The sequence below is a fragment of the Flavobacterium sp. DW-iso2 genome, assembly GCF_058725285.1.
On record NZ_JBZXDY010000013.1, the window covers coordinates 1 to 26,338 of the forward strand.

Below are 26,338 nucleotides of genomic sequence, written 5' to 3' on the forward strand. Positions count from 1 at the left end.
AACTTTTCTGTCTAATAATTAGATTATTTGTTTATATTTGATAGAATTAAACGGAGGTTTTTTCACAGACTGACGTTTATTAGGCTTACTTCCTGAGCAAATTCAAGAGCTAGCAAAGGATATTCTATTTGGTCAGTTGCGTTTAGTTATTGCAACAATGACCATTGAAGAAATTAACTCTGATAGAGATAAATTCTTAGAAAATATTTCGAAAAATGTTGATTCTGAATTAAAGAAAATTGGTTTAAAATTAATCAACGTTAACGTTACGGATATCAAAGATGAATCTGGATACATTGAAGCTTTAGGAAAAGAAGCTGCTGCAAAAGCAATAAACGAAGCAAAAATTTCAGTTGCCGAACAAGAAAAAATTGGAGAAACAGGAAAAGCAATGGCTGATCGTGAGAAAGACGTTCAAATTGCCGAAACTCATAGAGATCGCGATGTAAAAATTGCAATTACTAATAAAGATAGAGAAGTAAGTATCGCTGCTGCTTTTAAAGATGAAAGTATTGGTAAAGCAGAAGCTCAAAGAGATACTCGTGTAAAAACATCGGAAGCCAATGCGGTTGCAATTAAAGGGGAAAATGAAGCTAGAATTGCCATTGCACAATCAGAAGCAACTCGTCGTGAGCGTGAAGCAGAAGCATTGAGAACTGCTTTAGCATCTGAAAAAGTACAAAGTGCAAAAGCATTAGAAGAGTCTTATGTAGCGGAGCAAAAAGCAGAGGACGCTCGTGCCGAAAGAGAACGTTCTACACAAAATGCCAATGTCGTTATCCCTGCTCAAATCGCAAAACAAAAAGCAATTATTGATGCCCAAGCAGAAGCTGAAAAAACAAGAGAATTAGCAAAAGGGGAGGCTGATGCCATCTTTGCAAAAATGGAAGCGGAAGCAAAAGGTTTATATGAAATTTTGACCAAACAAGCTGAAGGGTATCGTGAAGTGGTAAGTGCTGCCGGAGGAGACCCAACAAAAGCCTTCCAATTATTATTAATTGAAAAACTACCTGAATTAGTTAGAACTCAAGTAGAAGCGGTTAAAAACATCAAAATTGATAAAATTACCGTTTGGGATTCTGGAAATAACGGAGATAACGGAGCAGGTTCAACTGCAAACTTTGTTGCTGGTATGATGAAAACCGTTCCTCCTTTAAATGACCTATTCAATATGGCTGGATTAAACTTGCCAACCTATTTAAAAGGCGATGACAAACCTGAAGAAGCTAAATCCGCTACTTCAAATGAAATCAACCCACCTACTGAAGAGCAAAAATAATTTCTTTTTTAATTTAGAAACCCCAAATGCATCAATTTGTATTTGGGGTTTTTTATTTATGTTACCTTTGTAAAAAATCAATCCAATGCTAAAAATAGGTCATCGTGGCGCTAGAGGTTATGAACCGGAGAATACCCTTATTGGTTTCCAAAAAGCAATTGACCTACATGTCGATCGAATTGAATTGGATGTACATTTAAGTTCAGATGGTGAAATAATGGTCATACATGACGAGACCATTGACCGAACTACTAATGGAAAAGGGGCCGTAAACCAATTCTCACTTCCAGAACTGAAGCGATTCCAGATTGAAAAGAGCCAATGCATCCCGACTTTAACCGAAGTATTAAACCTTATCGATCAACGCTGTGATGTTAATATTGAATTGAAAAGCTACGACACTGCAGATAAAGTAGTTGATTTAATCGAAAAATTCATTGCAGAAAAAAATTGGAATTACAGCCAATTCGTAGTTTCCAGTTTTGATTGGACGGCCTTGCAACAAGTTGCTCTCTTGAATTGGGAGATACGCATTGGTGTACTAACTGAAACGGATTTAGATCTGGCTGTGGCTTTCGCCAAATTTATTCAGGCCAAATCAATTCATCCTTATCATCATCTGTTGACCGCCGAAAATACGGCACAATTACAGGAAAAAGGATTCGAAGTTTTCCCTTGGACGGTTAACGAGCCCGAAGACATAAAAAAAATAAAATCATTTAACGTAAACGGAATCATCAGCGATTTTCCAGATAGAATATGAACCAAAATTTTGACATAATAATAGTAGGTGGTGGAGCAGCAGGTTTTTTTACTGCAATCAATATTGTAGAGAAAAACCCCAAATTAAAAGTAGCCATCCTGGAACGTGGCGCCGAAGTACTCCAAAAGGTCCGCATTTCAGGTGGAGGACGCTGCAACGTTACCCATGCTTGTTTTGAACCCAATGAACTAGTGAAATATTACCCGCGTGGAGAAAAAGAACTTCGTGGTCCTTTCCATCAATTTTGTTCTGGAGATACCATAGAATGGTTTGAGAAACATGGAGTTGAGCTTAAAATTGAAGACGACGGACGTATGTTTCCCGTTTCTAATTCATCGCAAACTATTATCGAATGTTTCCTTACTGCAACTCAAAAATTAGGAATTGAAGTCTTAACAGGACAAAGCGTGCAATCTATTTTTAAGAAAGAGGCTCTTTGGAAAATAGAAACCCAAAACGAAAACTATATCGCTGAAAAATTAATATTAGCAACTGGAAGCAACCCTAAAATTTGGGAAATGCTACAGACCTATGGCCACGCAATTGTAAGTCCAGTCCCTTCCCTATTTACCTTCAACATTAAAGATTCTCGCATAAAGGAATTACCTGGTGTGGCGGCACAAGTTACCGTGAAAGTAAAAGACACTAAACTGACTTCCACAGGTCCATTATTAATTACGCATTGGGGAATGAGCGGTCCCGCTGTTTTAAAATTATCAGCTTGGGGAGCAAGAATCTTGCATGACAAAAACTATCAGTTTACCATATTTGTAAATTGGTTGAATGATGTTGAATCCACTGAAGCCGAAAAAATACTAAAAGACTTAAAACAGGAACACGCCAAAAAAGCAGTTTCTAAGAAATCACATTTTGATTTCCCAAACCGTTTGTGGGAAAGTCTGGTACTTGCCTCCGGAATTGAAGCCGAAACCAAGTGGGCTGATTTATCCAAAGTGCAATTACAAAATCTATCGAATCAGTTGACAAATGGGACTTTTCAAGTAAATGGAAAAAGTACCTTTAAAGAAGAGTTTGTAACCGCGGGCGGAATTGATTTAAAAGAAATCAATTTTAAAACCATGGAAAGTAAGCTACACGAAAACCTTTATTTTGCTGGGGAAATTGTGAATATCGATGCGATAACTGGTGGGTTTAATTTCCAGAATGCTTGGACTAGTGGGTTTATATTGGCGAATGGGATTTAGTGATCATTGTTCAATATTCAGTCCCAGCTTATGGAAATAAAACTTACAGATAAGTGTAGTAGCTACATTCTTTTCTACACTCCCATAAAGCAATCAATTAACAAGAATTTACATATTTAATAAGTTTTCATTAAGACGAATCTAATAATTTTACTATCAAGTTATTAGATTCGAAACCTATGAAAGTAAAACTACTCAGTACACTAATTTTATTCACTTCCCAAGTTAGCTTCTCACAAGCAATTAAAGGGAAGGTTGTGTGTAATAATTATGCAATTCCTAAAGTCGAAGTCATCAATGCTAACACAAAAGCACTTACAGTTACTGATGCAAATGGGGAGTTTTCAATTATTGCAAAAACAAATGACGCGCTTGTATTTGTATCTAAAGAACATCAGGTAAAAAAACTTATACTAAATCCTAAGCTATTCACTAATGATGAATTAGACGTTGAGCTAATTCTAAAAGCAGAAGAATTAAACGAAGTTCTTATTACCAATATGCCATCTATAAAAATAAGCAAAGATGAAAAGTGGGAGCAAAAAAAGCTTGATCAATATGTCATAGAAAAAAACGCAAGCGCTTCAAAAGTACTTGGTGTTTACACTGGAACTATTGAAAACGGAATGGATCTTATGCGAATTGGCGGTATGATTGTTAGTCTGTTCGTAAAAGAAAAAGAAGAAGTCAAAAAAGCGCTTCCTGAAATTGAATTTTCAACAATAGCAAAAAATAGCTATGACCAAAAATTCTATCTGGAAACCTTAAAACTACAAGCTGATGAAATAGAGCTCTTTCTTCAGTTTTGTGAAGCAGATCCCAAATCAAAAATAGTTGCAGCAAACAACAATACACTGAGTACAATGGATTTTTTGTTCGAAAAAAATATAGCATTTAAAAAATTGTGATTTTTTATTACAACTAAAATCTATTTATAGATCAAATGAAGTGCAAAACTTATCACTGCCAAAATGAAACTAAAACTACTCAGCATTCTTCTCTTTCTAGCTTCTCTTTCTAGCTTCTCGCAAATAATAAAAGGAAAAGTCGTATTTAAAAATTATTCCATTCCTAAAATCGAAGTCATCAACGCTACCTCAAAAACACTTACAGTCTCAGATGTAAATGGTAATTTTTCAATCGCCGGAAACACAAATGATATTCTTGTATTTGTATCAAAAGAACACGAACTTAAAAAAATAACAATTACCCCTGAAACACTTAAAAATAAGGTAACAATCGTGGAATTAGAACTAAACGCAGAAGAGCTAGAGGAAGTTGTTATCACAAATATTCAAGCGACTACATTAACAGCTGGGGTCGCAGTTGAACAAATAAAAAGAGATGAAATTACGGCAGAAAGAGCTGATAAAATTTTAAAACCGCCAATGATTGACGATTTAAATATTAATAAAGGATTGAATTTAATTCGAATCGGAGGGCTTCTTGCTGGTCTACTTAAAAAAGAAAAGAAGGACGTCGAAAAAGAGATTCCAGAAACTGCATTTACTACAATAGCAAAAAACAGCTATGATCAAAGATTCTATCTTGAAACCTTAAAACTACACCCTAATGAAATAGAGCTTTTTCTTCAGTTTTGTGAAGCAGATCCCAAATCAAAAACAGTTGCATCAAACAATAATACGCTTAGTACAATGGATTTCTTATTCGCCAAAAATGCGGAGTTTAAAAAGATAGCTACTTCAAAAAACTAATTTATTTTTTTAGCGGTTTAGAACCTATTTACTATTTATTCAACCACCAAATACTTGCATTCAACACCATCGCAAAACTTACCCAAGCCAAATACGGTATGAATAAATAACCAGCGATTTTATTAATTTTAGAAAACTGAAGGTAGGTTTCATAAATCATCAACCATAAAACAATAATTTCTAATCCTGCTAACATGGGGTTGTGCAAACCAAAAAACAAATACGACCATAAAGCATTTAACGCCAATTGTATTGCAAAAACAATAAGGGCTTTTTTTACTATTTCTTTTTCAAAATCGATACGATCCCAAACGAGTCCCGCAGCAATTCCCATCATTATATATAGCATACTCCACACTGGCGCAAAAATCCAATTTGGAGGGTTGAAACTTGGCTTTATCAATGTTGGGTACCAATCTACAATGGCCGAACGAGTCGAATTCCCGGAAAAATAACCAATCGCAAGACAGGTAACAACAACAGTAAGTATTTTGGTAAGCTTATTCATTTTATAATTTGTTTGAGGATTCAAAATTAATCAAAACTAGGGTATAATTCTAAGAAACGATACCAAGTGCCTGATTATAATTTCCTTTTTTGAATAATTTCAAAAAGCTCTTTTTTATAAGTATCACCGATGGGAATGCTTTTACCATTAATATAAACACTCAAAGAGTCTGTTTTTGTTATATGTCGCAGCGACACGAGAAAAGATTTATGTGTTTTTACAAATTCAGAAGTAGGCAAAAAGTCCTCAATACTCTTCAAGGTATTATTGGTGATTACTTGCTTGTCTTTTAAATGGATGGCAACATAATTTTTCAAACCTTCGATGTAACAGATGTCATTTACATACACTTTTTCAAAATTATTTTTACCGTCTGTCTTAATGAAAATAAAGTCATTTACCTCTTTTGGAATGTCCTTTACCTCGGCTTGAAAAGTATTCTTCACCTTTAAAACTGCTTCATAAAAGCGTTCAAATTCAAATGGTTTTAGTAAATAATCTATCGCGTCCACTTCGTAACTTTGCAAAGCAAATTGTGGATAAGCAGTCGTGAAAATGATATTTGTTTTTCCTTTTACAATCTTAGATAATTGCAAACCCGTTAAATCTGGCATTTGGACATCCATGAAAACCAGATCAATATTTCCTTCTTCTATTTTTGAAAGTGCTTCTAACGATCTGGTTGTCGTTGCAATCAATTCTAAAAAGGGAACTTTGCTAACATATTTTTCTAAAAGTCGGATAGCTGGTGGTTCGTCGTCGACGATAAGGCATTTTAATACTTTCATCTTTTTGATTGGATTGGTAGTTTTAGAAAAGTGCTGAACACATCCTCTGATTGTTCGTACCGCAATTCATATTCGTTCTTGAAAATGGCACTCAATCTTCGTTCTAAATTTTCTTTTCCTATTCCGCTTGCGGTATATTGTTCAGAAACCGAAATCAAATTAGACGTTTCCATACTGATAAATTCTTCGGCAACAATAATACTAATTTTAGCTGGAAATGCACTATTGGTAACAACTCCATGTTTAAAAATGTTTTCGACAAAATGTATAAAGACTAACGAAGGCAAAGGCTGTTCTCCTATAACTCCCGCTACATTATACTCTAAAAATAAGGTGTCTTCAAATCTTTTTCGGTGCAGGTAAATGTAATCTTCAATAAAATTTATTTCTTTGGAAAGAGGCATAAATTCAGTTCCAGCCTCATAGGTTACATACCGTAATAGCTGACACAAACGAAGAATGTCTTTGGCAATTTTAGGTTGCTCATCAATCAAATCAGTATAGAATGCATTGAGCGTGTTGAATAAAAAATGCGGCTCTAACTGTGACTTGAGCAGGCTAAGCTCTGCTTTATTATAATCTAATTCTAGTTTGTGGATTCTATTTTGATTACTGGCAAACTCAAAGAAAAAATAAACCAAAGTACTGTACAAAATACCTTTTACGGCAAAATACGAATTGTCAAAAGTATAAAATAGAAACTTCCTTGATTCTTCGAAATAATTGTGTTGACCGGTAAAATGATATAAAATCACCTCTTCGAACAAGTAGCGAACACGACCAAAAACCACAACTAAAAGTACAACTCCTATAGCAAAACGCAAATAATGCTTTTTCCTTAACGTTAAGGGACACACCACATAAAAATTAATAGCATAGGTAGTAAAGGTTGCCACATAAATAATGATTCTATTAAAATTTAGAGGCAGTTGAAAATTAGCAAGCAACTTTTGTTCGCCACCATACACATAATCCGAAAAGAGATCCATCAATACTATTATTAGTACCAAGATTAAGTGAAAGTATCCTTGTTTTTTATTTATTTCCATAGGATGAAATTAAACATTATCGAGCGATCTATTCTTTTTTTTACACCAACAGCCCAATTCAATGTACCAAAGCTTTTTTTTTCGATAAAAATCATATCTAAATATATTTTTAGGATTTCATGTAGTAGAAATTCCCACTGGTGTAAACTGAATTCGGGCGTCTATTCTCTAAAGTACATTTGCTACCAACAAAACCATACAACATGAAAACCACTATCTCCATCTTATTATTCTTCAGCATGAATGTACTTCTTGCACAAAGCAGCAAGCTTTCTGGAACAATTAAATCAAAAAACAATAAAGAAAAAATCGCCTTTGCAACCGTTTCAATTTTTGACGCCAATACAAAATCGTTTGTTAAATCAACTACAACTGATGAAAAGGGAGCCTACGATATTCACGTCACTAATGTAGCTTTTTTTGTCCAAATTGAAATAATAGGCTACAAAACCTTTCGATCAAAAACGTTTATACCAACAAATGGCAACTTAAATCAAAATTTTGAATTAGAAGAAGATGTCCTAGCACTAAATGAGGTAGTCATTATGCAAAATAAAAGTCTCATCAAATTAAGTCGAGACAAAATGATTGTAGATATTGAGAAAGCAGGTTTTGGTAACGGAAACGATGGTCTTGAAACCCTAAGTAAATTACCTGGTGTACAATTAGACAAAGACGAAAATGTAGTTTTCAGAGGCAATGCCAATCTTCAAATCATGATTGATGGTAAACCATCGTTGCTGACTGGTGAAGAATTGAAGCAATATCTAAAAACACTAGACGGTGCAAACATAAAAGCCGTGGAGATTATCGCTAATCCATCAGCCAAATATGATGCAGCAGGAAGCGCAGGTATCTTTAACATTGTTCTAAAAAAGTCAGCTGCCAATGGATTAACTGGGAATGTACGATCCTCTATTGGATATGCTGAATTTATCAAAAATTATAATGGCCTCAACCTGTACAACAATACCGAAAAATGGAATTTAAAATTTGGTTTAAACTATGGTTATAATGAGAGCGTAAATCGTCGCACGATTGATCAAACTGTGGCTACACCATCTCTTACAACTACGTTAAAACAAAAAAACGACTGGTTACCTGTTACCAACAGTTACTCGGGAAATTTTGGATCGGCACACCAATTGAATAAAAACACTACCATTGGTGCCTCTACAAATTACAGTATTTACAAAAGTGACGAAAAAACAAATGGTCGTACTGAAGAATTTGACAATGCCGTTTATAAAAGATTTACGATCTTAGATACCCAAGACGACATCCTAAACACAACTTTAACGAGTACTTTATTTTACAACTTCGCTTCTGATAGTCTCGACACTAAAATAGATGCTCAACTAAGCTACGCTAATTATCAAAACGACAGCGATCGCCTTACTTCTAACGCTTATTTTAATGCTAATACAAATGAAATGTATAGAAATACAGAAGCTGTAAAATACCAAAACCCAACCAACTTTAACATTCTTAGTGCTAAAGTAGACTTCGAGAAAAAACTCACTACTACATTCAACTTCGAAACAGGTGTTAAAATGAGCTATGTAAATAATGAGTATACTATTGTTTTGAAAGACAAAGACGATCAAGGCAATTATGTTTTGAATACTAACAGAAGTAATACCTTAATCTACAAAGAGTCAATTGTATCAGGTTACGGAATTACGAATTTCACGAAAGGAAAGTTTGATATTCAAACAGGATTACGAGCGGAATATATTAATTATGATGCTACATCATTAACCTCAAATAGTACAAACAAGGATCATTATTTGTCTCTCTTTCCGTCTTTCAGCGTTAATGGAAATTTTGAAAGCAATCAATTCAAATTTTCATATAGCCGTCGCATTCAAAGACCACGTTATTTATACTTAAATCCATACTATGAATACATCGACACTTACAATGTTTCAGTAGGGAATCCAGATTTGACTCCACAGTTTACGGATGCCTTTGAATTAGTTTGGATTAAAAAGCAAAAAACATCGGTATCTTTATTTGCTAATTTTTCGAAAGACGAAATGTATCAAATTATCGATTACGATCAAGACACGAAAATCACCACTCTATTTTACGATAATATTGGAAAATCGAAAAGCATTGGATTATCCTTAAATACTAATTGGTCTCTCAAAAAATGGTGGGAAGTACAATTAAATACAGAAGTTGCTTATGGACAAGCAACATCTAACTTAGAAGGTTACAAATTCAACAATAGTGGCGTCTCCTACTCTGGAGCTTTAAATCAATCTTTTACCCTAGCGAAAGACTGGAGTGCTACCTGGAATAGCTTTTATAGCCAGAATGGTGACTACGGGAATACAACATTCAAACCATCTTACGACATGTCATTTAGCATGAAAAAAGACTTTTTTGACAAAAAAATACGAATGAATCTTAGTGCACAAAACGTATTGAAAAAAAGCCAATGGATCCAAAGCACCCAACAAGACAATGTAACTACCAACTGGATAAACCGTTGGGAGACTAGAAAAATAACGCTATCACTTACCTACAATTTTGGTACTGCAAAAAAGAAAGAAGTAAAAGACGCTGACCTTAATGAGGAACAAAACAGATTATAGTTTTTAATTAATAAACTCTTGGTTCTACTTATTTAAAGTGAAATTGATTGAATTTTGGTCTATTTAGAAGAATTAAAACTGCGTGTGTAAAAAAAGGAGTTTATCCCCAACTTTAGTATACCCAATTGCTACATAATTTGAAATAAAATCTTCGAATCTGCGGTCAAAAAAAAAGTATCTTTGCGTAAATTTTATATTTCATGTTGACAACAAACGATTTTATCCCAAAAGCTTATTCTCATAATATAGAAAGTGGCGAGTTCCAGTGGAGCGCTCCTAGCAATATCGCTTTGGTGAAATATTGGGGAAAAAAGGACAATCAAATTCCGGCGAATCCATCAGTGAGTTTTACCTTGAACAATTGTAAGACTATTACTAAACTGGCTTTCGCCAAAAAAGACAGTTCGACTCCGCTCACTGTAATAAATGGAAAATTCTCTTTTGATTTGCTTTTCGAAGGAAAACCAAAAGAAGATTTCAAACCGAAAATCCAAAAGTTTTTAGAGCGAATTGAAATCTACCTACCTTTCTTGAAAGACTATCATTTTACTATTGATACAGAAAATACGTTCCCGCATAGTTCAGGTATTGCATCTTCGGCATCTGGAATGGCGGCTTTAGCGATGAACTTAATGAGCATCGAAAAAGCGTTGAATCCTGAAATGACTGACGCTTACTTTTACCAAAAAGCATCCTTACTCGCCCGTTTGGGTTCTGGTAGTGCTTGCCGTAGCGTAAAAGGACAAGTAGTAGTTTGGGGAAATCAAGCTAATATTGAAGGAAGCTCTGATTTATACGGAGTCGAATTTCCAAATGCCATTCACGACAATTTCAAGAATTTCCAAGATACTATTCTATTAGTAGACAAAGGAGAAAAACAAGTTTCGAGCACTGTAGGTCATGATTTGATGCATGCCCATCCGTATGCCGAAAGACGATTTGAGCAAGCGCATGAAAACCTGGACAAACTGACTGCCATTTTTGAAAGTGGGAATTTAGAAGAATTTATTAAAGTAGTCGAAAGTGAAGCGTTGACTTTACATTCGATGATGATGACTTCGATGCCGTATTTCATTTTAATGAAACCAAATACCTTACAAATTATTAATGCGATTTGGAAATTCCGGAATGACACTAAAATTCCAGTATGTTTTACACTTGATGCTGGAGCAAATGTCCATGTTTTGTATCCCGAAAACGTTAGCGGTTCCGTTTTACAATTTATTAAGGACGAATTAGTTGGCTTTTGCCAAAATGGGCAGTACATTTGTGACGAAATTGGAAATGGAGCTATTCGATTAGTTTAATAATTACTATCTTTACGTACCAAATCTATTTTTAAGCAATAACCTAGCAATCAAATCAATGAAAGGACCTTTATTTTACTCAAAAATATTACTCTTTGGAGAATACGGAATTATTCGTGACTCGAAAGGGCTGTCTATTCCTTATAATTTTTATAATGGTGCATTGAAAAGAGATGAAGACCCATCACCTCAAGCGATTGCATCTAATGCAAGTTTGAAACGTTTTGCCGATTATCTTGAAACATTGCAGAATGAGCAATCAGAGTTGGTTACTTTTGATTTAGCTGAGCTAAAAAGCGATATTGAAACTGGAATGTATTTTGATTCCAGTATTCCTCAAGGATATGGCGTAGGAAGTAGTGGCGCTCTCGTAGCAGCTATCTATGACAAATATGCACAGAACAAAATTACTGTCCTTGAGAATTTGACTCGCGAGAAATTATTGCAATTAAAAAATATATTCTCTCAAATGGAAAGCTTTTTTCACGGAAAAAGCTCTGGATTAGATCCTTTAAACAGCTATTTGAGTATACCCATTTTAATCAATTCTAAAGATAACATTGAAGCGACTGGCATTCCAAATCAAATTTTGGATGGAAAAGGCGCTGTCTTTTTGTTAGATTCTGGAATTGTTGGAGAAACTGCCCCTATGGTTAGTATCTTCATGGAAAACCTGAAAGACAAAGGCTTCCGTACGATGTTAAAAAATCAGTTTGTAAAATATACTGATGCTTGTGTAGAAAACTTCCTTGGCGGAGACATGAAAGCATTGTTTATGAATACTAAAAAATTATCAAGCGTTGTTTTGAATAATTTCAAACCGATGATTCCGGAACAATTTCATGCTATATGGCAAAAAGGCATTGACACTAATGATTACTATTTAAAATTATGTGGTTCTGGCGGAGGTGGCTATATCTTAGGTTTTACCGAAGATTTAGAACGCGCTAAACTTTCCTTGAAAGACTATAAATTAGAAGTGGTGTACCAGTTCTAATCAGCAATATAAAATAAATTTAAAGCTTAAAATCCCTTGTGTTTTTAAGCTTTAATCTTTTAAAAAAGTACCATGTTAAGCAGAAAGCAGAAGCTTTTAATAATGAAGATCATCAGTTTATTCTCTGTCGTAAGAGGATATAACATTCCTGTTATTATTTTGGCACAATATCTTTCGGCCATTTTTATTCTAGCTCCTGAAAAAAGAGCGCTAGCTGTCCTACTCGACTTCAACTTGTTCATTCTTGTTTTTGCCTCCTCGTTAACCATTGCTTCAGGCTATATCATCAATAATTTTTACGACAGCCGAAAAGATCTGATCAATCGTCCTAACAAGTCCATGCTGGATCGACTCGTCAGCCAAAAAACAAAACTAAACGTGTACTTTTCGCTAAATTTCATTGTAGCCATAATGGCGCTTTTTATATCATGGCGCGCTTTCTTATTCTTTTCAGCGTATATTTTCTTGATTTGGTTTTACTCCCATAAAATAAAGAGATATCCAGTAATAGGAAATCTAACTGCTGCTTTACTGGCTGTTATCCCCTTTTTTGCAATATTATTGCATTACTACAACAACCTTTCTTTTGAAGAAATCGAAAACTACAAAGGCCATTTTGCTGTTATTTTTGCACATGCCAGCTTTCTTACCCTTTTGATTCTCATACGAGAAATGATCAAAGATTTAGAGAATATAAAAGGTGACTTGGCTAATGATTATAAAACGATTCCGATTGTCTATGGCGAAATGCTTTCTAAAAAAATCATTACGGCTTTAAGTGCGCTGACCATCTTTCCAGTGTATGTGCTGATTGAAATTTATGATGTTGGGTATATGGATATTTATTTCTACGCCTGTTTGATTATCTTAATTTTCTTTGTCCTTTATTTGTGGAAATCCACTAAAAAGGAACAGTATCTGTTACTTCACAACGTACTTAAATTCTTAATTGTCTCCGGTGTCTTTTGCATTGTTCTGATTAATCCATCCGTATTATGGAGTGGAAAAAAACTCCTATTGAATATTTAGGCGAATTTCATTCTGGTAAAACCTGATTTTTCTGTTTTGCTAGCCTAGATTGAAACGGCGTCCTTTTATCTCGCTGTAAAAACGAGATAAAAGATACAGTGGAAAGCGGGACATCGAAGATTCAGCGTAGCTAAACAGCTCCAAGAAAACAAAATAAAAACTTATAAATTAGATAGTTACCGTTTTATAATTGCCATATATCGATTAGCAATAATATAAATACTATCTTTGCACAAATTATGGAATATTATGAATAATAAGGAAGGCAATAATAAAAAAAGCGGTGCTAGACCAACGAGTTCTAGACCTAGCTCTAATAAGCCAAAACCTGCGATGCAAAAAAGGGCACAAGGGCCAAAAAAAGTAAAAATAAACACTAAAGTTGCAGAAGTAGTTTCTGACAAGGTTGAAAAAAAACCGAATCAGGCACCTAAGAGACCTAAAGTTAAAGACGAAATTCGTTTGAATAAATATATCGCCAATTCTGGTGCTTGCTCCCGTCGTGATGCGGATATTTACATTCAATCTGGAAACGTAAAAGTAAATGGAATTCCTGTTATTGAAATGGGATACATGGTAAAACCAGGAGATATCGTAAATTTTGACGGAGTGCTTTTGACTCCAGAGAAAAAAGTTTACATTTTATTAAACAAACCTAAAAATTTCACGACAGCTTTTGACGAAGGTCAAGAATTTCGTAATGTTTTAGAATTAGTAAAAGGGTCTACAACTGCCAAAATTGGAGCTGTAGGAAGAATGGATAAGAACACAACTGGTCTTTTATTGTTTACAAACGATACAGACATGTTGCGTAAATTTACTTTGCCAAGCCAAAAATCATCTAAAATATATCACGTATCTTTAGACAAAAACCTAAAATTTGAAGATTTAGAAAAAATCAACAAAGGGTTAACTCTTGACGGACACCGCGTTTTTGTAGAAGACATTAGCTATATTGATGGAGAAGCTAAAAGCGAAATAGGATTGAAACTAAGATCATCAAATGTAAAAGTAGTTCGTTCTATTTTTGAACATTTTAGTTATGATGTTTTAAGAATTGATAGAGTTTCGTTTGCAGGTTTGACTAAGAAAAACTTACCAAGAGGAAACTGGAGATTGCTTACTGATCAAGAAATCATCAACTTGAAGAACGTATAATATTTCATTGACATTATTACATTAAAATCCCTTTCGTGACAAACGAAATGGGATTTTTTTTACTTTAAACCTACACAGCTATGACGCCAGAAAAATTACAATCAATCGCTTTTAAATGGTTTGAAACCTTTAATAATAAAGAATTAGAAAAGTTGTTGTCTCTTTACGATGACGATGCCGAACATTTTAGTCCAAAATTAAAAATCCACAAGCCCGAAACAAATGGTCTAGTAAAAGGGAAGGAAGCTTTACGCGAATGGTGGCAGGATGCATTTGAGCGATTCCCTAGCTTAAACTATAAAGTGACGTCGCTTACCGCAAATGGAGATCGCGTTTTTATGGAATACATAAGAACAGTAGACGGAGAAGACGAAATGCTTGTTGCTGAAGTATTAGACATAAGAGAAGACAAAATTGTTGCTTCAAGAGTATATCACGGCTAAAATTACAGCGTATTTCTTTCCCATATTTAATAGAATTGAGAGAGGCACATTACCAAAGTCCCATTCGGTTTGAACCGAATGGGACTTTTTTTTGTTTGCAAACTACTCATTACTCATACTTATGACCGAAAATGAAGTTAAATTTCTGAACACTTTAGCGGAACGAAAACGTTACACCTATATAAAATCAATGAAATCAGGGTACTAAAAATTGCTCTGTTTAAAAATAATTATACATTTAAAATCGATTGTTTAAAAATCTAATGCTTGACAACCTTTTTTTAAATGATAATGAAGCAACCAAAACACCGATCCAAAAATGAAAAAAACCATTGTATTATTATTTACTATTCTCTTGTCATCTAATTTTTTATGGAGTCAAGAAAGCAACGTTCAAGAAATAGAGATTAACCTAAAAGTATCGGAATTACTGTCTAAAATGACGCTTGAAGAGAAAGTTGGTCAAATGACACAAATGACGGTAACAAATTTTGAAGAGAAAGGAAAGCCAGGTGTTTTTGACATGGCCAAATTAAAAGAAGCTATTCAAAACTATCATATTGGGTCCATGTTAAACGTCCCTAATCCTGGCGCACCAACAATTCAGAGATGGAAAGAAGTAATCACAATAATAAATAACGAAACCAATAAAACGCGATTAAAAATCCCTGTACTTTATGGAATTGATGCGATTCATGGATCAAGCTACACAGCAGGCGCAACATTATTCCCGCAGCAAATAGGAATTGCAGCCACTTTTAATACTGCAATAGCAAAAAGAGGATCAGAAATTTCAGCTTACGAAACAAGAGCCTCCTCTATTCCATGGGTTTTTTCCCCAGACTTAGATCTGCCCAGAAATCCGGCTTGGTCGAGAATGTGGGAGTCTTTTGGTGAAGATGCTTATTTATCTTCACAAATGGGAGCTGCAATGGTCGAAGGTTTTGAAGGAAATGACGTTGGTTCAAAATATCACGTTGCCTCTTGCATGAAACATTTTATAGGTTATGGAAGCACTACAACGGGGAAAGACAGAACACCAAGTATTATTCCAGAACGCGTTTTAAGACAGTTTGATTTAACGATTTACCAAGCAGCAATCCAAGCAGGGTCAAAAAGTATAATGATTAGTTCTGGAGAAATAAACGGGACTCCTGTTCATGCCAGCAAACATTTAATAACAGATATTCTAAAAACCGAACTCGGATTTCAAGGCGTTGTTGTGACTGATTGGAAAGATATTATATATCTATATACAAGACATAAAGTTGCCGAAAACAATAGGGATGCTGTAAGAATATCCGTAATGGCAGGCATTGATATGAGTATGGTTCCTGAAGATTATTCTTTTTATACCGATTTACTAGATTTGGTTACTAAAGGCGAAGTACCAATGTCTCGAATTGACGATGCCGTTTCAAGAATCTTAAAAATGAAATTTGAAGTGAATTTATTTCAAAACAACATCGCTGATTTGAAAGACTATCCAAAATTTGGCTCACAGGAATTCATCGATGTTGCCTATAATGCAGCAGCAGAATCCATTACATTACTAAAAAATTCAAATGCTATTTTGCCTTTAGACAAAAGTGAAAAAATACTAGTAACGGGGCCAGCAGCTAATAGCATGAAATACCTAAATGGAGGTTGGTCATACAATTGGCAAGGAGAAAACTCAGATACTTATGCAGCGGATAAATTTACCATTCTAGAAGCAATTCAAAACAAAGTAGGTAAAGCAAATGCTCTTTACACAGAAGGTGCTAATCTTGAAAAAGAAGATGACGCTGCCATTCAAAAAGCAGTAGAACTAGCTAAAGACGCCTCAAAAATAATCTTATGTTTGGGAGAAAAAAACTATACCGAAACGCCAGGAGACATCAGTAATTTATACCTGAGTTCATCACAAATAAAACTAGCTTTAGCTTTATCAAAATTAAACAAACCAATCATTTTAGTTTTAAATGAAGGAAGACCAAGACTAATAAGTGATTTTGAAGACAAAATGAGTGCTGTAATTCAATGTTATTTGCCCGGTAATGAGGGAGCAAGAGCATTAGCTGATATTCTTTACGGCGACGTGAATCCAAGCGGAAGACTGCCTTACAACTACCCTAGATACCCCAATTCATTAGAAAAATACAATCGAAAATACACGGAGAGTTTAGGAGATGAAGAGCAGAATAATGATGCTCAATATCAAAGAAGTTATTCTCCTCAGTTTGAATTTGGAACAGGTTTATCTTACACTACTTTTGAGTATTCAAATCTAACTATTGACAAATCTAAAATTAACAATACTGAATCCGTGACGATTACTGTTGAAGTAAAAAACACTGGAAAATTAACTGGAAAAGAATCCGTATTACTTTATTTATCAGACAAAGTGGCAAGTATTACACCCGAAGTAAAAACATTAAAAAGATTTGAAAAAATAAGTTTAAAACCAGGAGACAGTAAAATAGTTACATTTATACTAAATCAAAAAGACCTGCAGTTTGTAAACAATGACTTGAAATGGATTTCTGAAAAAGGAACATTTAAAATCCAAATTTCAGACCTTACCAAAGAATTTTTGTTACAGTAATTTTTCATTAAATATAACTAACGATAAAAACAAGCTTCCCAATCGGGAAGTTTGATTTGTTGTAAACAGAAAACACATCTAAATCATCAAAAGTTAACAGAACCACTTTTTTTAAAACATTCCTTTTATTTAAGTACATTAGCAATAGCCAATTAACAATGATAAAAATAATGGGACAATTTCGATACAAAATAGTGGTCTTTGCATTATTTCTCACTCTGAGTTGCCACAAAAAGACTCAAAACACAACAGATGTTAAGACTACTACAAAAAGCGAGAATACAACATTTGCTAATGACTCATTGAGCATTGACTTAGTGGCGCTGCAAAAGCAGGGCAACCTAAAAAATACAACTTTGATAACAGTGTACGATGACCCCGTATACCACAGTACTAAAAGGTACGAAGCACTTTCTTTATCAAAATTACTGGAAACCCATACTGCGATCAAAAATCTAGAAGCTAACAAATACCAAATTATCTTTGAATGCGAAGACGGTTACAAACCGATGATGTCTTTAGAAAAATTTATTGCCGTAAAATCCTTTCTTGCGGTCAGGGACGCGGATGCACCAAAAGGCGAATTATGGTCAAAAATCATTAAAGACGGGCACGAAATGAAAGCGGCTCCATTTTACTTAGTTTATCAAGGCGTTTCCACAAAAGATACTGATCTTAAATGGCCGTATAACCTCATAAAAATACACCTCATTCCTAACAGTCAAAACATAGTATTACTATTCCCAAAACACGATACAAAAGCTCAAGTTGGCTTTGAATTATTTAACAAAAACTGCGTCACTTGTCATGCCATCAATAAAATTGGCGGAAATATGGGGCCGGAATTAAATTACCCTAAAAGCATAACCGAGTATTGGGATACAAACCAACTAAAGGCCTTTATAAAGAATCCAGCTTCCTTTAGGGACAGAGTGAAAATGCCCACACCAGCAAACCTAAATAATAAAGAGATAGATGAAATTGTCTATTATTTAGAATATATGGCAAACCACAAGCTATAAAAAGAGCTAAAATAAATAGCACTATTGAAACATGGAAAAAACTGCTCGATTAAAAAACCTTACCTATTTTAGCTGATATTCTTCATGGTTCCGTAAATCCAAGTAAAAAGACTGCCTTACAACTACCCTAGATATACAAACTCAGTAGAAAATATATTGAGAGATCAGCAGACTAAGAACAAAATAATGCTGTTCAATTTGAATTTGAAACAGGTTTATCATATACTACTTTTGGGTATTCCAATCTAACTATTGACATATTTGAAATTAGTAATACTGACTCCGTGACGATAAATGTTGCTATAAAACATAGGAAAAGTAACTGGAAAAGAATCCGTATTACTTTATTTATCAGACAAAGTGGCAAGTATTACACCAGAAGTAAAAGCATTAAAAAGATTTGAAAAAATAAGTTTAAACTCAGGAGAAAGTAAAAGAGTCACTTTTATACTAAATCAAAAAGACCTGCAGTTTGTAGGAAGTGATCTAAAATGGGTAGCCGAAGAAGGAACTTTTAAAATCTAAATTGGAAATCTCACCAAATAATTTTTGTTACAGTAAATTTTCATTAAATACGTTTACCGATAAAAAAGGAAGCTGTCTAAAAAACAGATGTCTTCCTTTTTTTTAGGCCCTAAGCACTGTTAATCAATAAGTAGAAAGAGTATTGCAAGTGTCTTTTGAGTACAAAATCCATATAGAAAAAACCAAGTTAACATTAAATTGATGTTGAAATAGCTTTTTAGTAAACAAACATTCATGTTTAGATAACATCAAAAAAAAGTACTTAGCGCATCTTTGTACCAGAAAATAAATAAAAATTTTATTAAAAAATCATGAAAAAATCAACTGTAAAATTATTTGGTATTTTAACATTAACCGCAGGTTTAATCACTAGCTGTTCTTCTAATGACAACCCAGCACCAACGACACCTCCTTCATCTACTTTTACTGCAGATGCGACCAACTTTCAAGGAAATATCGATGATGGTGAAGTTACTCTAGACGCTACTAAAACGTATAAATTAACTGGGAAAATTCAAGTAAACAGTGGAGCTACATTGACAATCCCAGCTGGAACGATTATTCAAGGAACAGGCGGAACAGCTTCTTACATTGCAATTGCCCAAGGTGGAAAATTAAATGTAGAAGGTACTGCTGCTAAACCTGTTGTAATGACAAGCGGATTAGCTACAAAAGCCGCTGGTGACTGGGGTGGATTAGTAATTTGTGGTAAAGCACCTATCAACCGTATAACTGGTGGTGCAGGAACTGCTCAATCTGAAGTTGCTGACTTAGCTTACGGTGGAACTGCATCTGCTGACAATTCTGGATCAATCAAATACTTAAGAATTGAGTATGCTGGAGCTGCTTTTAACAGTGAAAAAGAATTTAACGGACTTTCATTATTTGGAGTTGGTTCAGGAACTACAATTGATTACGTAGAATTTTTCCACGGAGCTGATGACGGAGTTGAATTCTTCGGAGGAACTGTAAATACTTCTAACTTGATTTCTATAGGAAACGAAGATGACCAATTTGACTGGACTGAAGGATGGTCTGGAACTAACACTAATTGGTACGGTAAATTAGATTTCGAAAAAGGAAACAGAGGAATTGAAGCGGATAACTTTGAATTAGGATATGCTAATACTCCAATTGCTAACCCTTCTATCACTAACTTAACGCTAGTAGGACCTGGAAGCGCACCAACAACTGGAACATGGTTAGAAAATGATGCCATGAAATTAAGAAGAGGAACTAAAGGGATCTTTACAAACTTATTCTTTAGTGGATGGGCTGTAGGTTTCAATGTTGAAAATGACGAAACTATTGCATTTATTCCTACTGCATTAAAAGCAGTAAACGTTAACTTTACTACTGACGTTACTGTGAAAACTAAAGGAAAATTAAATGCTGTTGCACCTGCGACAAGTGGATTATCTACTAACGTTTCTGCAATCGTAACTTCAGAAGGTACTTCTACTGGAGCTGGAAACGGAGCTGGAATGCCTGCATGGGCTACTGGTTGGTCTGTTGGATTCTAATCAAAAGCATATCATAAAATATACCCAAAACACCCTTTTAAAGAAGGGTGTTTTTATTTTGGTATAGTATTTGATTTTTTTTGTATATTTACTAAACAAAATAAAGCTATGGCAAAAAATTACTTTTATATTGCAACCTTATTGGTTTTTTTCTTTTCTGTGAGCCTTAGTGCTCAAGATGCAAAGCAACAAACAAAACTACAGGAATCCTCCTTAATTGAAGGCTTGAATCTCTATCCGAACCCTGTGACTAATGGAAAGGTGTATGTTTCTACAAAAAATGATTCCAATAAAGAAATAATCATTTTTGATCTTTTAGGCAAAAAAGTACTTCAAACATTAATAAATTCAAAAGAACTAAATGTCTCCAGTCTTACCCCTGGTGTTTATATTATAAAGATTAATGAAGAAAACGCAACGGCTACCAGAAAACTTATTATCAGGTAAAAATTACGTTCGAAAAATAACTTAAATAGCTCCAACTTCAATTGGGGCTTTTTTTAATTCAAATCGGAATGTCTTTTAATAGCTAAAAGAGCTATTAAAATTTATACCTTTGTAAAAAAAATTCTTGATTACAGCTACTGATATATTTGCCATTTCGAGTCAAAAGCAATTTGAAAAAATTGCCTTAAAAGTATTTCGTTACCAACACGAAAACAACTTGGTCTACCGAGAATTTTGTGATCTCATGAAAGTAGAGCCTCAGAAAGTGAAGGCATTGCAACAAATTCCATTTTTACCCATTCAGTTTTTCAAAAGTCATGCGGTGGTTTCGAATACTAACCCAGTTCAAAACACATTTACCAGCAGCGGAACGACCGGAACGATAACGAGCAAACATCTGGTAACAGACACTTCTATTTATGAAGAAAGCTACCGCTTAGGATTTTCTCAGTTTTACGGAAACATCGAAGACTATGTAGTTTTAGCCTTACTACCTTCTTATCTGGAAAGAGAAGGATCCTCCTTGATTTATATGGTCGAAGATCTAATCGCGCTATCCAATCATGACGAAAGTGGTTTTTATTTGCACAATCATGATGAACTAATAAAGAAATTAACTGCATTAGACCAGTCTGGCCAAAATGTTATTCTTATCGGAGTCACTTTTGCTTTATTGGATCTAATTGAAAAACATCAATTTCAATTGCAAAACACCATCATAATGGAAACAGGCGGTATGAAAGGCAGACGAAAAGAAATGATTAGGGAAGAACTGCATCAGCAGCTTTGTCGAGGCTTTGGCGTGACAGCGATTCATTCTGAATATGGAATGACAGAATTACTTTCTCAAGCCTATTCCTTAGGAGAAGGTGTGTTTGAGTGCCCTGCTTGGATACAAATCCTCATTCGTGATACTGAAGATGCGCTGACCTATATTCCGCAAGGAAAAACAGGTGGAATAAACGTAATTGATTTGGCTAACATTAATTCCTGTTCTTTTATTGCCACGCAAGATCTGGGCAAAAAAAATCCCAACAACTCTTTCGAGGTATTGGGACGTTTTGATAATTCTGATATCCGAGGCTGCAACCTTATGGTGCTTTAAAAAATAAATTCGGTTATTTATTGAACAGTTAACCAGATTTATAATTAAACTATTCTTACCACAAAATAATTCTTCTTCCCACTTTGCAATAATACAAATTGATCGTTGATTAAATCTTTAGAAGAAAGAACAAAATCTTCACTTACCTTTTCTTTATTAATCGAAATAGAATTTGCTGTCAACGCACGTCTTGCTTCTCCATTTGACTTAAAAAATCCTGTTTTTTCATTCAAAAGGGCAATAACCTCAATTCCAGATTCCATTTCTGCTCTAGGAATTTCCGCTTGAGGAACACCATCAAATACTTCTAAGAAAGTCGCTTCATCTAGTTCTTTCAAATCATCGGCTGTAGCATTTCCAAAAAGGATGTTAGAAGCCTTGATAGCTTTTTCTAATTCTTCTTTCGAATGAACAAAAACTGTTAACTCTTCGGCTAATTTGCGTTGCAACACTCTTAAATGTGGTGCTGTTTTATGTTCTTCGATTAAAGCTTCAATTGTATCTTTATCTAAAAAAGTAAAAATCTTGATGTACTTTTCCGCATCAACATCGGTCGTATTTAACCAAAACTGGTAAAACTTGTACACAGATGTTTTATCAGCAGTTAACCAAACATTCCCACCTTCGGATTTACCAAATTTAGAACCATCCGCTTTTGTAATCAAGGGACAAGTCATTGCGTACGCTTTTGCCTCTTCCCCTATATTCATACGACGCACTAATTCAGTTCCAGTAGTGATATTTCCCCATTGGTCTGAACCACCCATTTGCAACAAACAGTTGTATTCTTTATGTAAATGATAAAAATCGTATCCTTGAATTAATTGGTATGTAAACTCTGTAAACGACATTCCTTCTCCTTCACCTGCTAATCTTTTCTTTACAGAATCCTTAGCCATCATATAATTTACGGTGATACGTTTACCCACATCACGAGCAAAGTTGACGAAAGACAACTCTTTCATCCAGTCGTAATTATTCACTAAAACTGGTGCATTTACAGCATCTGAATTAAAATCTAAGAAACGAGACAATACCCCTTTTATTCCTTCTACATTATGATTTAAAGTCGCTTCATCGAGAAGGTTTCTTTCATCTGACTTTCCAGAGGGGTCACCAATCATTCCTGTCGCACCACCTACCAAAGCAATGGGTCTATGCCCAAAGTTTTTTAAGTGTACCAAAAGGACGATAGGAACTAAACTCCCAATATGCAAAGAATCAGAGGTAGGATCAAACCCTATATAAGTAGTGGTCATTTCTTTTAAAAGTTGTTCTTCGGTTCCTGGCATAATGTCGTGAACCAATCCGCGCCACTGCAATTCGGAAATAATATTTTTCATTTTCTAAAAATCAATTTCCACAAAGATAGTTTTAATTGGATAATTTGAAAATCAATCGGTCTAAAAATCCAACAATCTAATTATCTTTACAAAATGATTTTAGTAACAGGAGGAACTGGTTTAGTGGGAGCGCATTTATTGCTGTATTTAATAGAATCCGAAAATATCGGAGCTGCAAAAATACGGGCTATTTATCGGAATTCGGAGACGATCAAAAAAACGAAATCCCTATTCCAACTTTATAACAAATCAGGTTTATTTAACGCCATAGAATGGGTAGAGGGAGACATTATTGACATCACAACATTAGAGCATGCCTTTATAGGAATTGATTATGTCTACCATTGTGCTGCCTTAATTTCATTTGATCCAAAAGACGAAGACGTACTACGCAAAACCAATATTGAAGGGACGGCAAACATTGTAAATTTTTGCCTTGCCAAAGGAATTAAAAAATTATGTTACATCAGCTCGACGGCGGCATTAGGTGACCTAGCAAGCACCGCAACGATTATTACGGAAGAAACAGAATGGAATCCAGAAAAACCACACAGCGATTACGCTATTTCTAAATATGGCGCTGAAATGGAAATCTGGCGAGGCCAGCAAGAAGGCTTAGATGTTATAATTGTAAATCCTGGAATTATTATTGGCCCCGGTTTTCAAGAACAAGGAAGTGGCCTACTTTTTAAGGCAGTTGCAAAGGGATTACGTTATTATACGCTTGGAGTAACCGGATTTGTGGCGGTAAGTGATGTGGTAAGAATGACTGCTCAATTGATGAAAAGCGAAATCAGGAACGAACGTTTTATCCTGATTGCAGAAAACATATCCTTTCAAGATATAATAAACACTATTGCTGACGCATTGAAGGTAAAAAGACCTTCCCGTCAAATGAAACCGTATTTAATAGAAATGGGCTGGAGACTAGATTGGATTTTAGCAAATGTTTTCAATAAAAAAAGAAAATTAACTCAAACTACCGCTAAAGCATCCTATTCTATACATGAATACTCCAATGAAAAGATTAAAATGACATTAAAAACTAATTTCACAGACGTCCACCAGTATATTAAGGAAATTTCAAACTTATAAATTCATTACTTTATTTACTTTGCAAAGCATTTCTTCTCATTTTTCTGACAATACCTCCCTTTTTTAGTACTATAGAATCTTTTTTTATCGAGCTAGGCTTGATTCGTTTTATGGAATCAGCTTTTGCCTTTGCTTCTTTTTTCTCTTGCCTTTTTACTACTGAATCCATGACTACTTTCTTAGATTCAATACGTTTGATAACCTCATCATACATTTCTTTGTAGTCAATATAATTAGAAGCGTAATAAATATTGCTTTGCGCAAATTGTGTACTATCAATTTTAAACTTTTTATAAATGTACTTAGAAGGACTAATTTCATAAGTCACTGCTGATGTTGGTATTTGATATTTTACAGCATCCAAAATCGACAAATCATATATTACATCTATCATCTTATCTTTTGGTATAAGATTGTCGGGCTTATTTACCGCATCTTCTTTACAGCTAATAAAACCAAGTAAAATGGTCAAAAGTAACAGTTTCTTTATCATCTATTTTATCTATTAGCGATCAAACAAGAGTCTTTTTCCTGCACGAATATTTTTTACTTTAAAAGCATTATAGACTAATTGGCCATTTACAAAAGTGTGTGTAATTCTCGATTTGAATGTAAATCCTTCAAATGGTGACCATCCGCATTTAGCAAATATATTCTCTTTCTTTACGCTCCAAGGTAAACCTGGATTTACGATAACTAAATCGGCATAATAGCCTTCTTTTATGAAACCACGCTTTTCTATTTTGAATAATTTAGCAGGATTGTGACACATTTTCTCCACAATTTTCTCAATGCTAATTTTCCCTTGATGATGAGCCTCAAACATTGCCACGACCGCATGTTGCACTAACGGACCTCCTGAAGGAGCTTTTAGATACGGTTGTTGTTTTTCTTCTAATGTATGTGGTGCATGGTCTGTTGCGATCACATCGATTCTGTCATCCAATAAAGCCTCCCAAAGTACTTTACGATCATTGGCTGTCTTAACTGCAGGGTTCCATTTAATCAGATTTCCTTTTGTCGCGTAATCCTCATTAGTAAACCATAAATGATGAATACAAACTTCGGCTGTAATTTTCTTTTCTTCCAATGGAATTTTGTTCGTAAACAAATCCATTTCTTTGGCAGTAGAAAGATGAAAAACATGCAAACGAGCTCCTGTTTTTTTAGCCAAGGCAACCGCTTTAGAAGAAGAGATATAACAAGCCTCTTCACTACGAATCAGGTGATGCACAGTAACAGGTACATCCTCGCCATATTCTGCTTTATATTTCTCTGTATTATTTCTTATTGTCTCTTCATCTTCACAATGAACGGCAATAAGCATCGGTGTACTGGAAAATATTTTTTCCAGAGTATCTTCATTATCAACTAACATATTACCCGTTGAAGACCCTAAAAATATTTTTATACCAGCAACATTTCTTGGGTTTGTTTTCAAGACTTCTTCCAAGTTGTCATTTGTCGCTCCCATCATAAACGAATAGTTCGCATACGATTTTTCGGCAGCAAGCTCGTATTTTTGTTCTAATATTTCTTGAGTAACCGCGTTAGGAATTGTGTTGGGTTGCTCAATATAAGTTGTAATCCCACCTGCAACGGCAGCTCTAGACTCTGATTCTATATCCCCTTTATAGGTTAAGCCCGGCTCCCTAAAATGCACTTGATCATCAATTGCTCCCGGAATAAGGTAATTGCCTTCAGCATCAATAATTTGACAGTCTGATGATTTAGCACTAATGCTTTCTGCAATTTCAACAATAATATCATTCTCAATCAAAACATCACCCTCAAAAATCACTCCCTCATTTACTATCTTGGCATTCTTAATTAAAATACATTTCATT

The 26,338-nt window shown here is 34.6% G+C and carries 23 protein-coding genes and 1 pseudogene; 18 read left to right on the forward strand and 6 right to left on the reverse strand.

The features are described 5' to 3' along the window. Positions 1-73: 73 nt before the first annotated feature. The 5 genes and pseudogenes from AC4PRO_RS10310 to AC4PRO_RS10330 all read left to right on the forward strand — a co-directional run. Positions 74-1,279: pseudogene (locus tag AC4PRO_RS10310) on the forward strand (flotillin family protein); the annotation flags it as partial. Between the two features lie 85 nt (positions 1,280-1,364). Continuing rightward, a complete protein-coding gene (locus AC4PRO_RS10315) occupies positions 1,365-2,042 on the forward strand; it encodes a glycerophosphodiester phosphodiesterase (protein WP_091089075.1) in 678 nt (225 codons plus the stop codon). Continuing rightward, positions 2,039-3,247 carry a BaiN/RdsA family NAD(P)/FAD-dependent oxidoreductase gene (locus tag AC4PRO_RS10320; RefSeq protein WP_091089078.1) on the forward strand — a complete coding sequence of 403 codons (1,209 nt, stop codon included), beginning with the start codon at positions 2,039-2,041 and terminating at the stop codon, positions 3,245-3,247. Before AC4PRO_RS10315 ends, AC4PRO_RS10320 begins: the two co-directional genes overlap by 4 nt. 179 nt (positions 3,248-3,426) lie before the next feature. Next, complete coding sequence (locus AC4PRO_RS10325) at positions 3,427-4,155, forward strand: BamP family beta-assembly machinery protein (RefSeq protein ID WP_492117285.1); 729 nt, start codon at positions 3,427-3,429, stop codon at positions 4,153-4,155. Positions 4,156-4,218: 63 nt separating this feature from the next. Continuing rightward, positions 4,219-4,962: a BamP family beta-assembly machinery protein gene (locus tag AC4PRO_RS10330; RefSeq protein WP_492117286.1), complete on the forward strand. Its 744-nt coding sequence runs from the start codon at positions 4,219-4,221 to the stop codon at positions 4,960-4,962. A gap of 31 nt (positions 4,963-4,993) precedes the next feature. On the opposite strand, the gene AC4PRO_RS10335 is transcribed toward AC4PRO_RS10330, so the two are convergent. The 3 genes from AC4PRO_RS10335 to AC4PRO_RS10345 all read right to left on the reverse strand — a co-directional run bounded on the left by AC4PRO_RS10335 (position 4,994) and on the right by AC4PRO_RS10345 (position 7,307). Further along, on the reverse strand, positions 4,994-5,470 hold the full coding sequence (locus AC4PRO_RS10335) for a TspO/MBR family protein (protein ID WP_492117287.1): 477 nt from the start codon (positions 5,468-5,470) through the stop codon (positions 4,994-4,996). A gap of 74 nt (positions 5,471-5,544) precedes the next feature. After that, on the reverse strand, positions 5,545-6,258 hold the full coding sequence (locus tag AC4PRO_RS10340) for a LytR/AlgR family response regulator transcription factor (RefSeq protein WP_492117288.1): 714 nt from the start codon (positions 6,256-6,258) through the stop codon (positions 5,545-5,547). Further along, positions 6,255-7,307, reverse strand: a complete 1,053-nt coding sequence (locus AC4PRO_RS10345; protein ID WP_492117289.1) for a sensor histidine kinase — start codon at positions 7,305-7,307, stop codon at positions 6,255-6,257. The genes AC4PRO_RS10340 and AC4PRO_RS10345 overlap by 4 nt, the downstream gene beginning before the upstream one ends. A gap of 203 nt (positions 7,308-7,510) precedes the next feature. Between AC4PRO_RS10345 and AC4PRO_RS10350 the strand changes: the two genes are divergently transcribed. The 12 genes from AC4PRO_RS10350 (at position 7,511) to AC4PRO_RS10405 (ending at position 22,053) form a co-directional block, all read left to right on the forward strand. Continuing rightward, positions 7,511-9,910: an outer membrane beta-barrel protein gene (locus AC4PRO_RS10350; RefSeq protein ID WP_492117290.1), complete on the forward strand. Its 2,400-nt coding sequence runs from the start codon at positions 7,511-7,513 to the stop codon at positions 9,908-9,910. A 200-nt stretch (positions 9,911-10,110) separates the two neighbouring features. Continuing rightward, positions 10,111-11,217 carry a diphosphomevalonate decarboxylase gene (locus AC4PRO_RS10355; RefSeq protein WP_492117291.1) on the forward strand — a complete coding sequence of 369 codons (1,107 nt, stop codon included), beginning with the start codon at positions 10,111-10,113 and terminating at the stop codon, positions 11,215-11,217. Positions 11,218-11,275: 58 nt separating this feature from the next. Further along, positions 11,276-12,214 carry a mevalonate kinase family protein gene (locus tag AC4PRO_RS10360; RefSeq protein ID WP_492117292.1) on the forward strand — a complete coding sequence of 313 codons (939 nt, stop codon included), beginning with the start codon at positions 11,276-11,278 and terminating at the stop codon, positions 12,212-12,214. 72 nt (positions 12,215-12,286) lie between these two features. Next, positions 12,287-13,243, forward strand: coding sequence for a geranylgeranylglycerol-phosphate geranylgeranyltransferase (locus AC4PRO_RS10365; RefSeq protein WP_492117293.1), 957 nt, complete (start codon positions 12,287-12,289; stop codon positions 13,241-13,243). Between the two features lie 249 nt (positions 13,244-13,492). After that, positions 13,493-14,401 (forward strand): pseudouridine synthase, encoded by a 909-nt coding sequence (locus AC4PRO_RS10370; RefSeq protein ID WP_074720831.1) that lies wholly within the window; start codon positions 13,493-13,495, stop codon positions 14,399-14,401. A gap of 80 nt (positions 14,402-14,481) precedes the next feature. Further along, the gene (locus AC4PRO_RS10375) at positions 14,482-14,844 is read left to right on the forward strand and encodes a nuclear transport factor 2 family protein (protein WP_074720829.1); all 363 of its coding nucleotides are present in this window, start codon (positions 14,482-14,484) and stop codon (positions 14,842-14,844) included. A 319-nt stretch (positions 14,845-15,163) separates the two neighbouring features. Next, the gene (locus AC4PRO_RS10380; protein ID WP_492117294.1) at positions 15,164-17,431 is read left to right on the forward strand and encodes a glycoside hydrolase family 3 N-terminal domain-containing protein; all 2,268 of its coding nucleotides are present in this window, start codon (positions 15,164-15,166) and stop codon (positions 17,429-17,431) included. 158 nt (positions 17,432-17,589) lie between these two features. Continuing rightward, on the forward strand, positions 17,590-18,453 hold the full coding sequence (locus AC4PRO_RS10385; protein ID WP_492117295.1) for a c-type cytochrome: 864 nt from the start codon (positions 17,590-17,592) through the stop codon (positions 18,451-18,453). Positions 18,454-18,813: 360 nt separating this feature from the next. Beyond that, positions 18,814-18,978: a fibronectin type III-like domain-contianing protein gene (locus AC4PRO_RS10390; protein WP_245744839.1), complete on the forward strand. Its 165-nt coding sequence runs from the start codon at positions 18,814-18,816 to the stop codon at positions 18,976-18,978. Positions 18,979-19,289: 311 nt separating this feature from the next. Beyond that, complete coding sequence (locus AC4PRO_RS10395) at positions 19,290-20,501, forward strand: beta-helix domain-containing protein (protein ID WP_492117296.1); 1,212 nt, start codon at positions 19,290-19,292, stop codon at positions 20,499-20,501. Between the two features lie 108 nt (positions 20,502-20,609). After that, the gene (locus AC4PRO_RS10400; RefSeq protein ID WP_074720821.1) at positions 20,610-20,948 is read left to right on the forward strand and encodes a T9SS type A sorting domain-containing protein; all 339 of its coding nucleotides are present in this window, start codon (positions 20,610-20,612) and stop codon (positions 20,946-20,948) included. A 124-nt stretch (positions 20,949-21,072) separates the two neighbouring features. Beyond that, positions 21,073-22,053, forward strand: a complete 981-nt coding sequence (locus AC4PRO_RS10405) for a LuxE/PaaK family acyltransferase (protein WP_074720819.1) — start codon at positions 21,073-21,075, stop codon at positions 22,051-22,053. Between the two features lie 44 nt (positions 22,054-22,097). On the opposite strand, the gene tyrS is transcribed toward AC4PRO_RS10405, so the two are convergent. Further along, positions 22,098-23,396, reverse strand: coding sequence for a tyrosine--tRNA ligase (gene tyrS, locus AC4PRO_RS10410; protein WP_492117297.1), 1,299 nt, complete (start codon positions 23,394-23,396; stop codon positions 22,098-22,100). 93 nt (positions 23,397-23,489) lie between these two features. Here tyrS and AC4PRO_RS10415 point away from each other — a divergent pair, with 93 nt between their 5' ends. After that, complete coding sequence (locus tag AC4PRO_RS10415; protein ID WP_074720815.1) at positions 23,490-24,491, forward strand: NAD-dependent epimerase/dehydratase family protein; 1,002 nt, start codon at positions 23,490-23,492, stop codon at positions 24,489-24,491. A 10-nt stretch (positions 24,492-24,501) separates the two neighbouring features. On the opposite strand, the gene AC4PRO_RS10420 is transcribed toward AC4PRO_RS10415, so the two are convergent. Together AC4PRO_RS10420 and AC4PRO_RS10425 are read right to left on the reverse strand one after the other, a co-directional pair. Continuing rightward, the gene (locus AC4PRO_RS10420; RefSeq protein WP_492117298.1) at positions 24,502-24,984 is read right to left on the reverse strand and encodes a DUF4296 domain-containing protein; all 483 of its coding nucleotides are present in this window, start codon (positions 24,982-24,984) and stop codon (positions 24,502-24,504) included. Positions 24,985-24,996: 12 nt separating this feature from the next. Continuing rightward, complete coding sequence (locus tag AC4PRO_RS10425) at positions 24,997-26,337, reverse strand: dihydroorotase (RefSeq protein WP_492117299.1); 1,341 nt, start codon at positions 26,335-26,337, stop codon at positions 24,997-24,999. Position 26,338 lies beyond the last annotated feature (1 nt).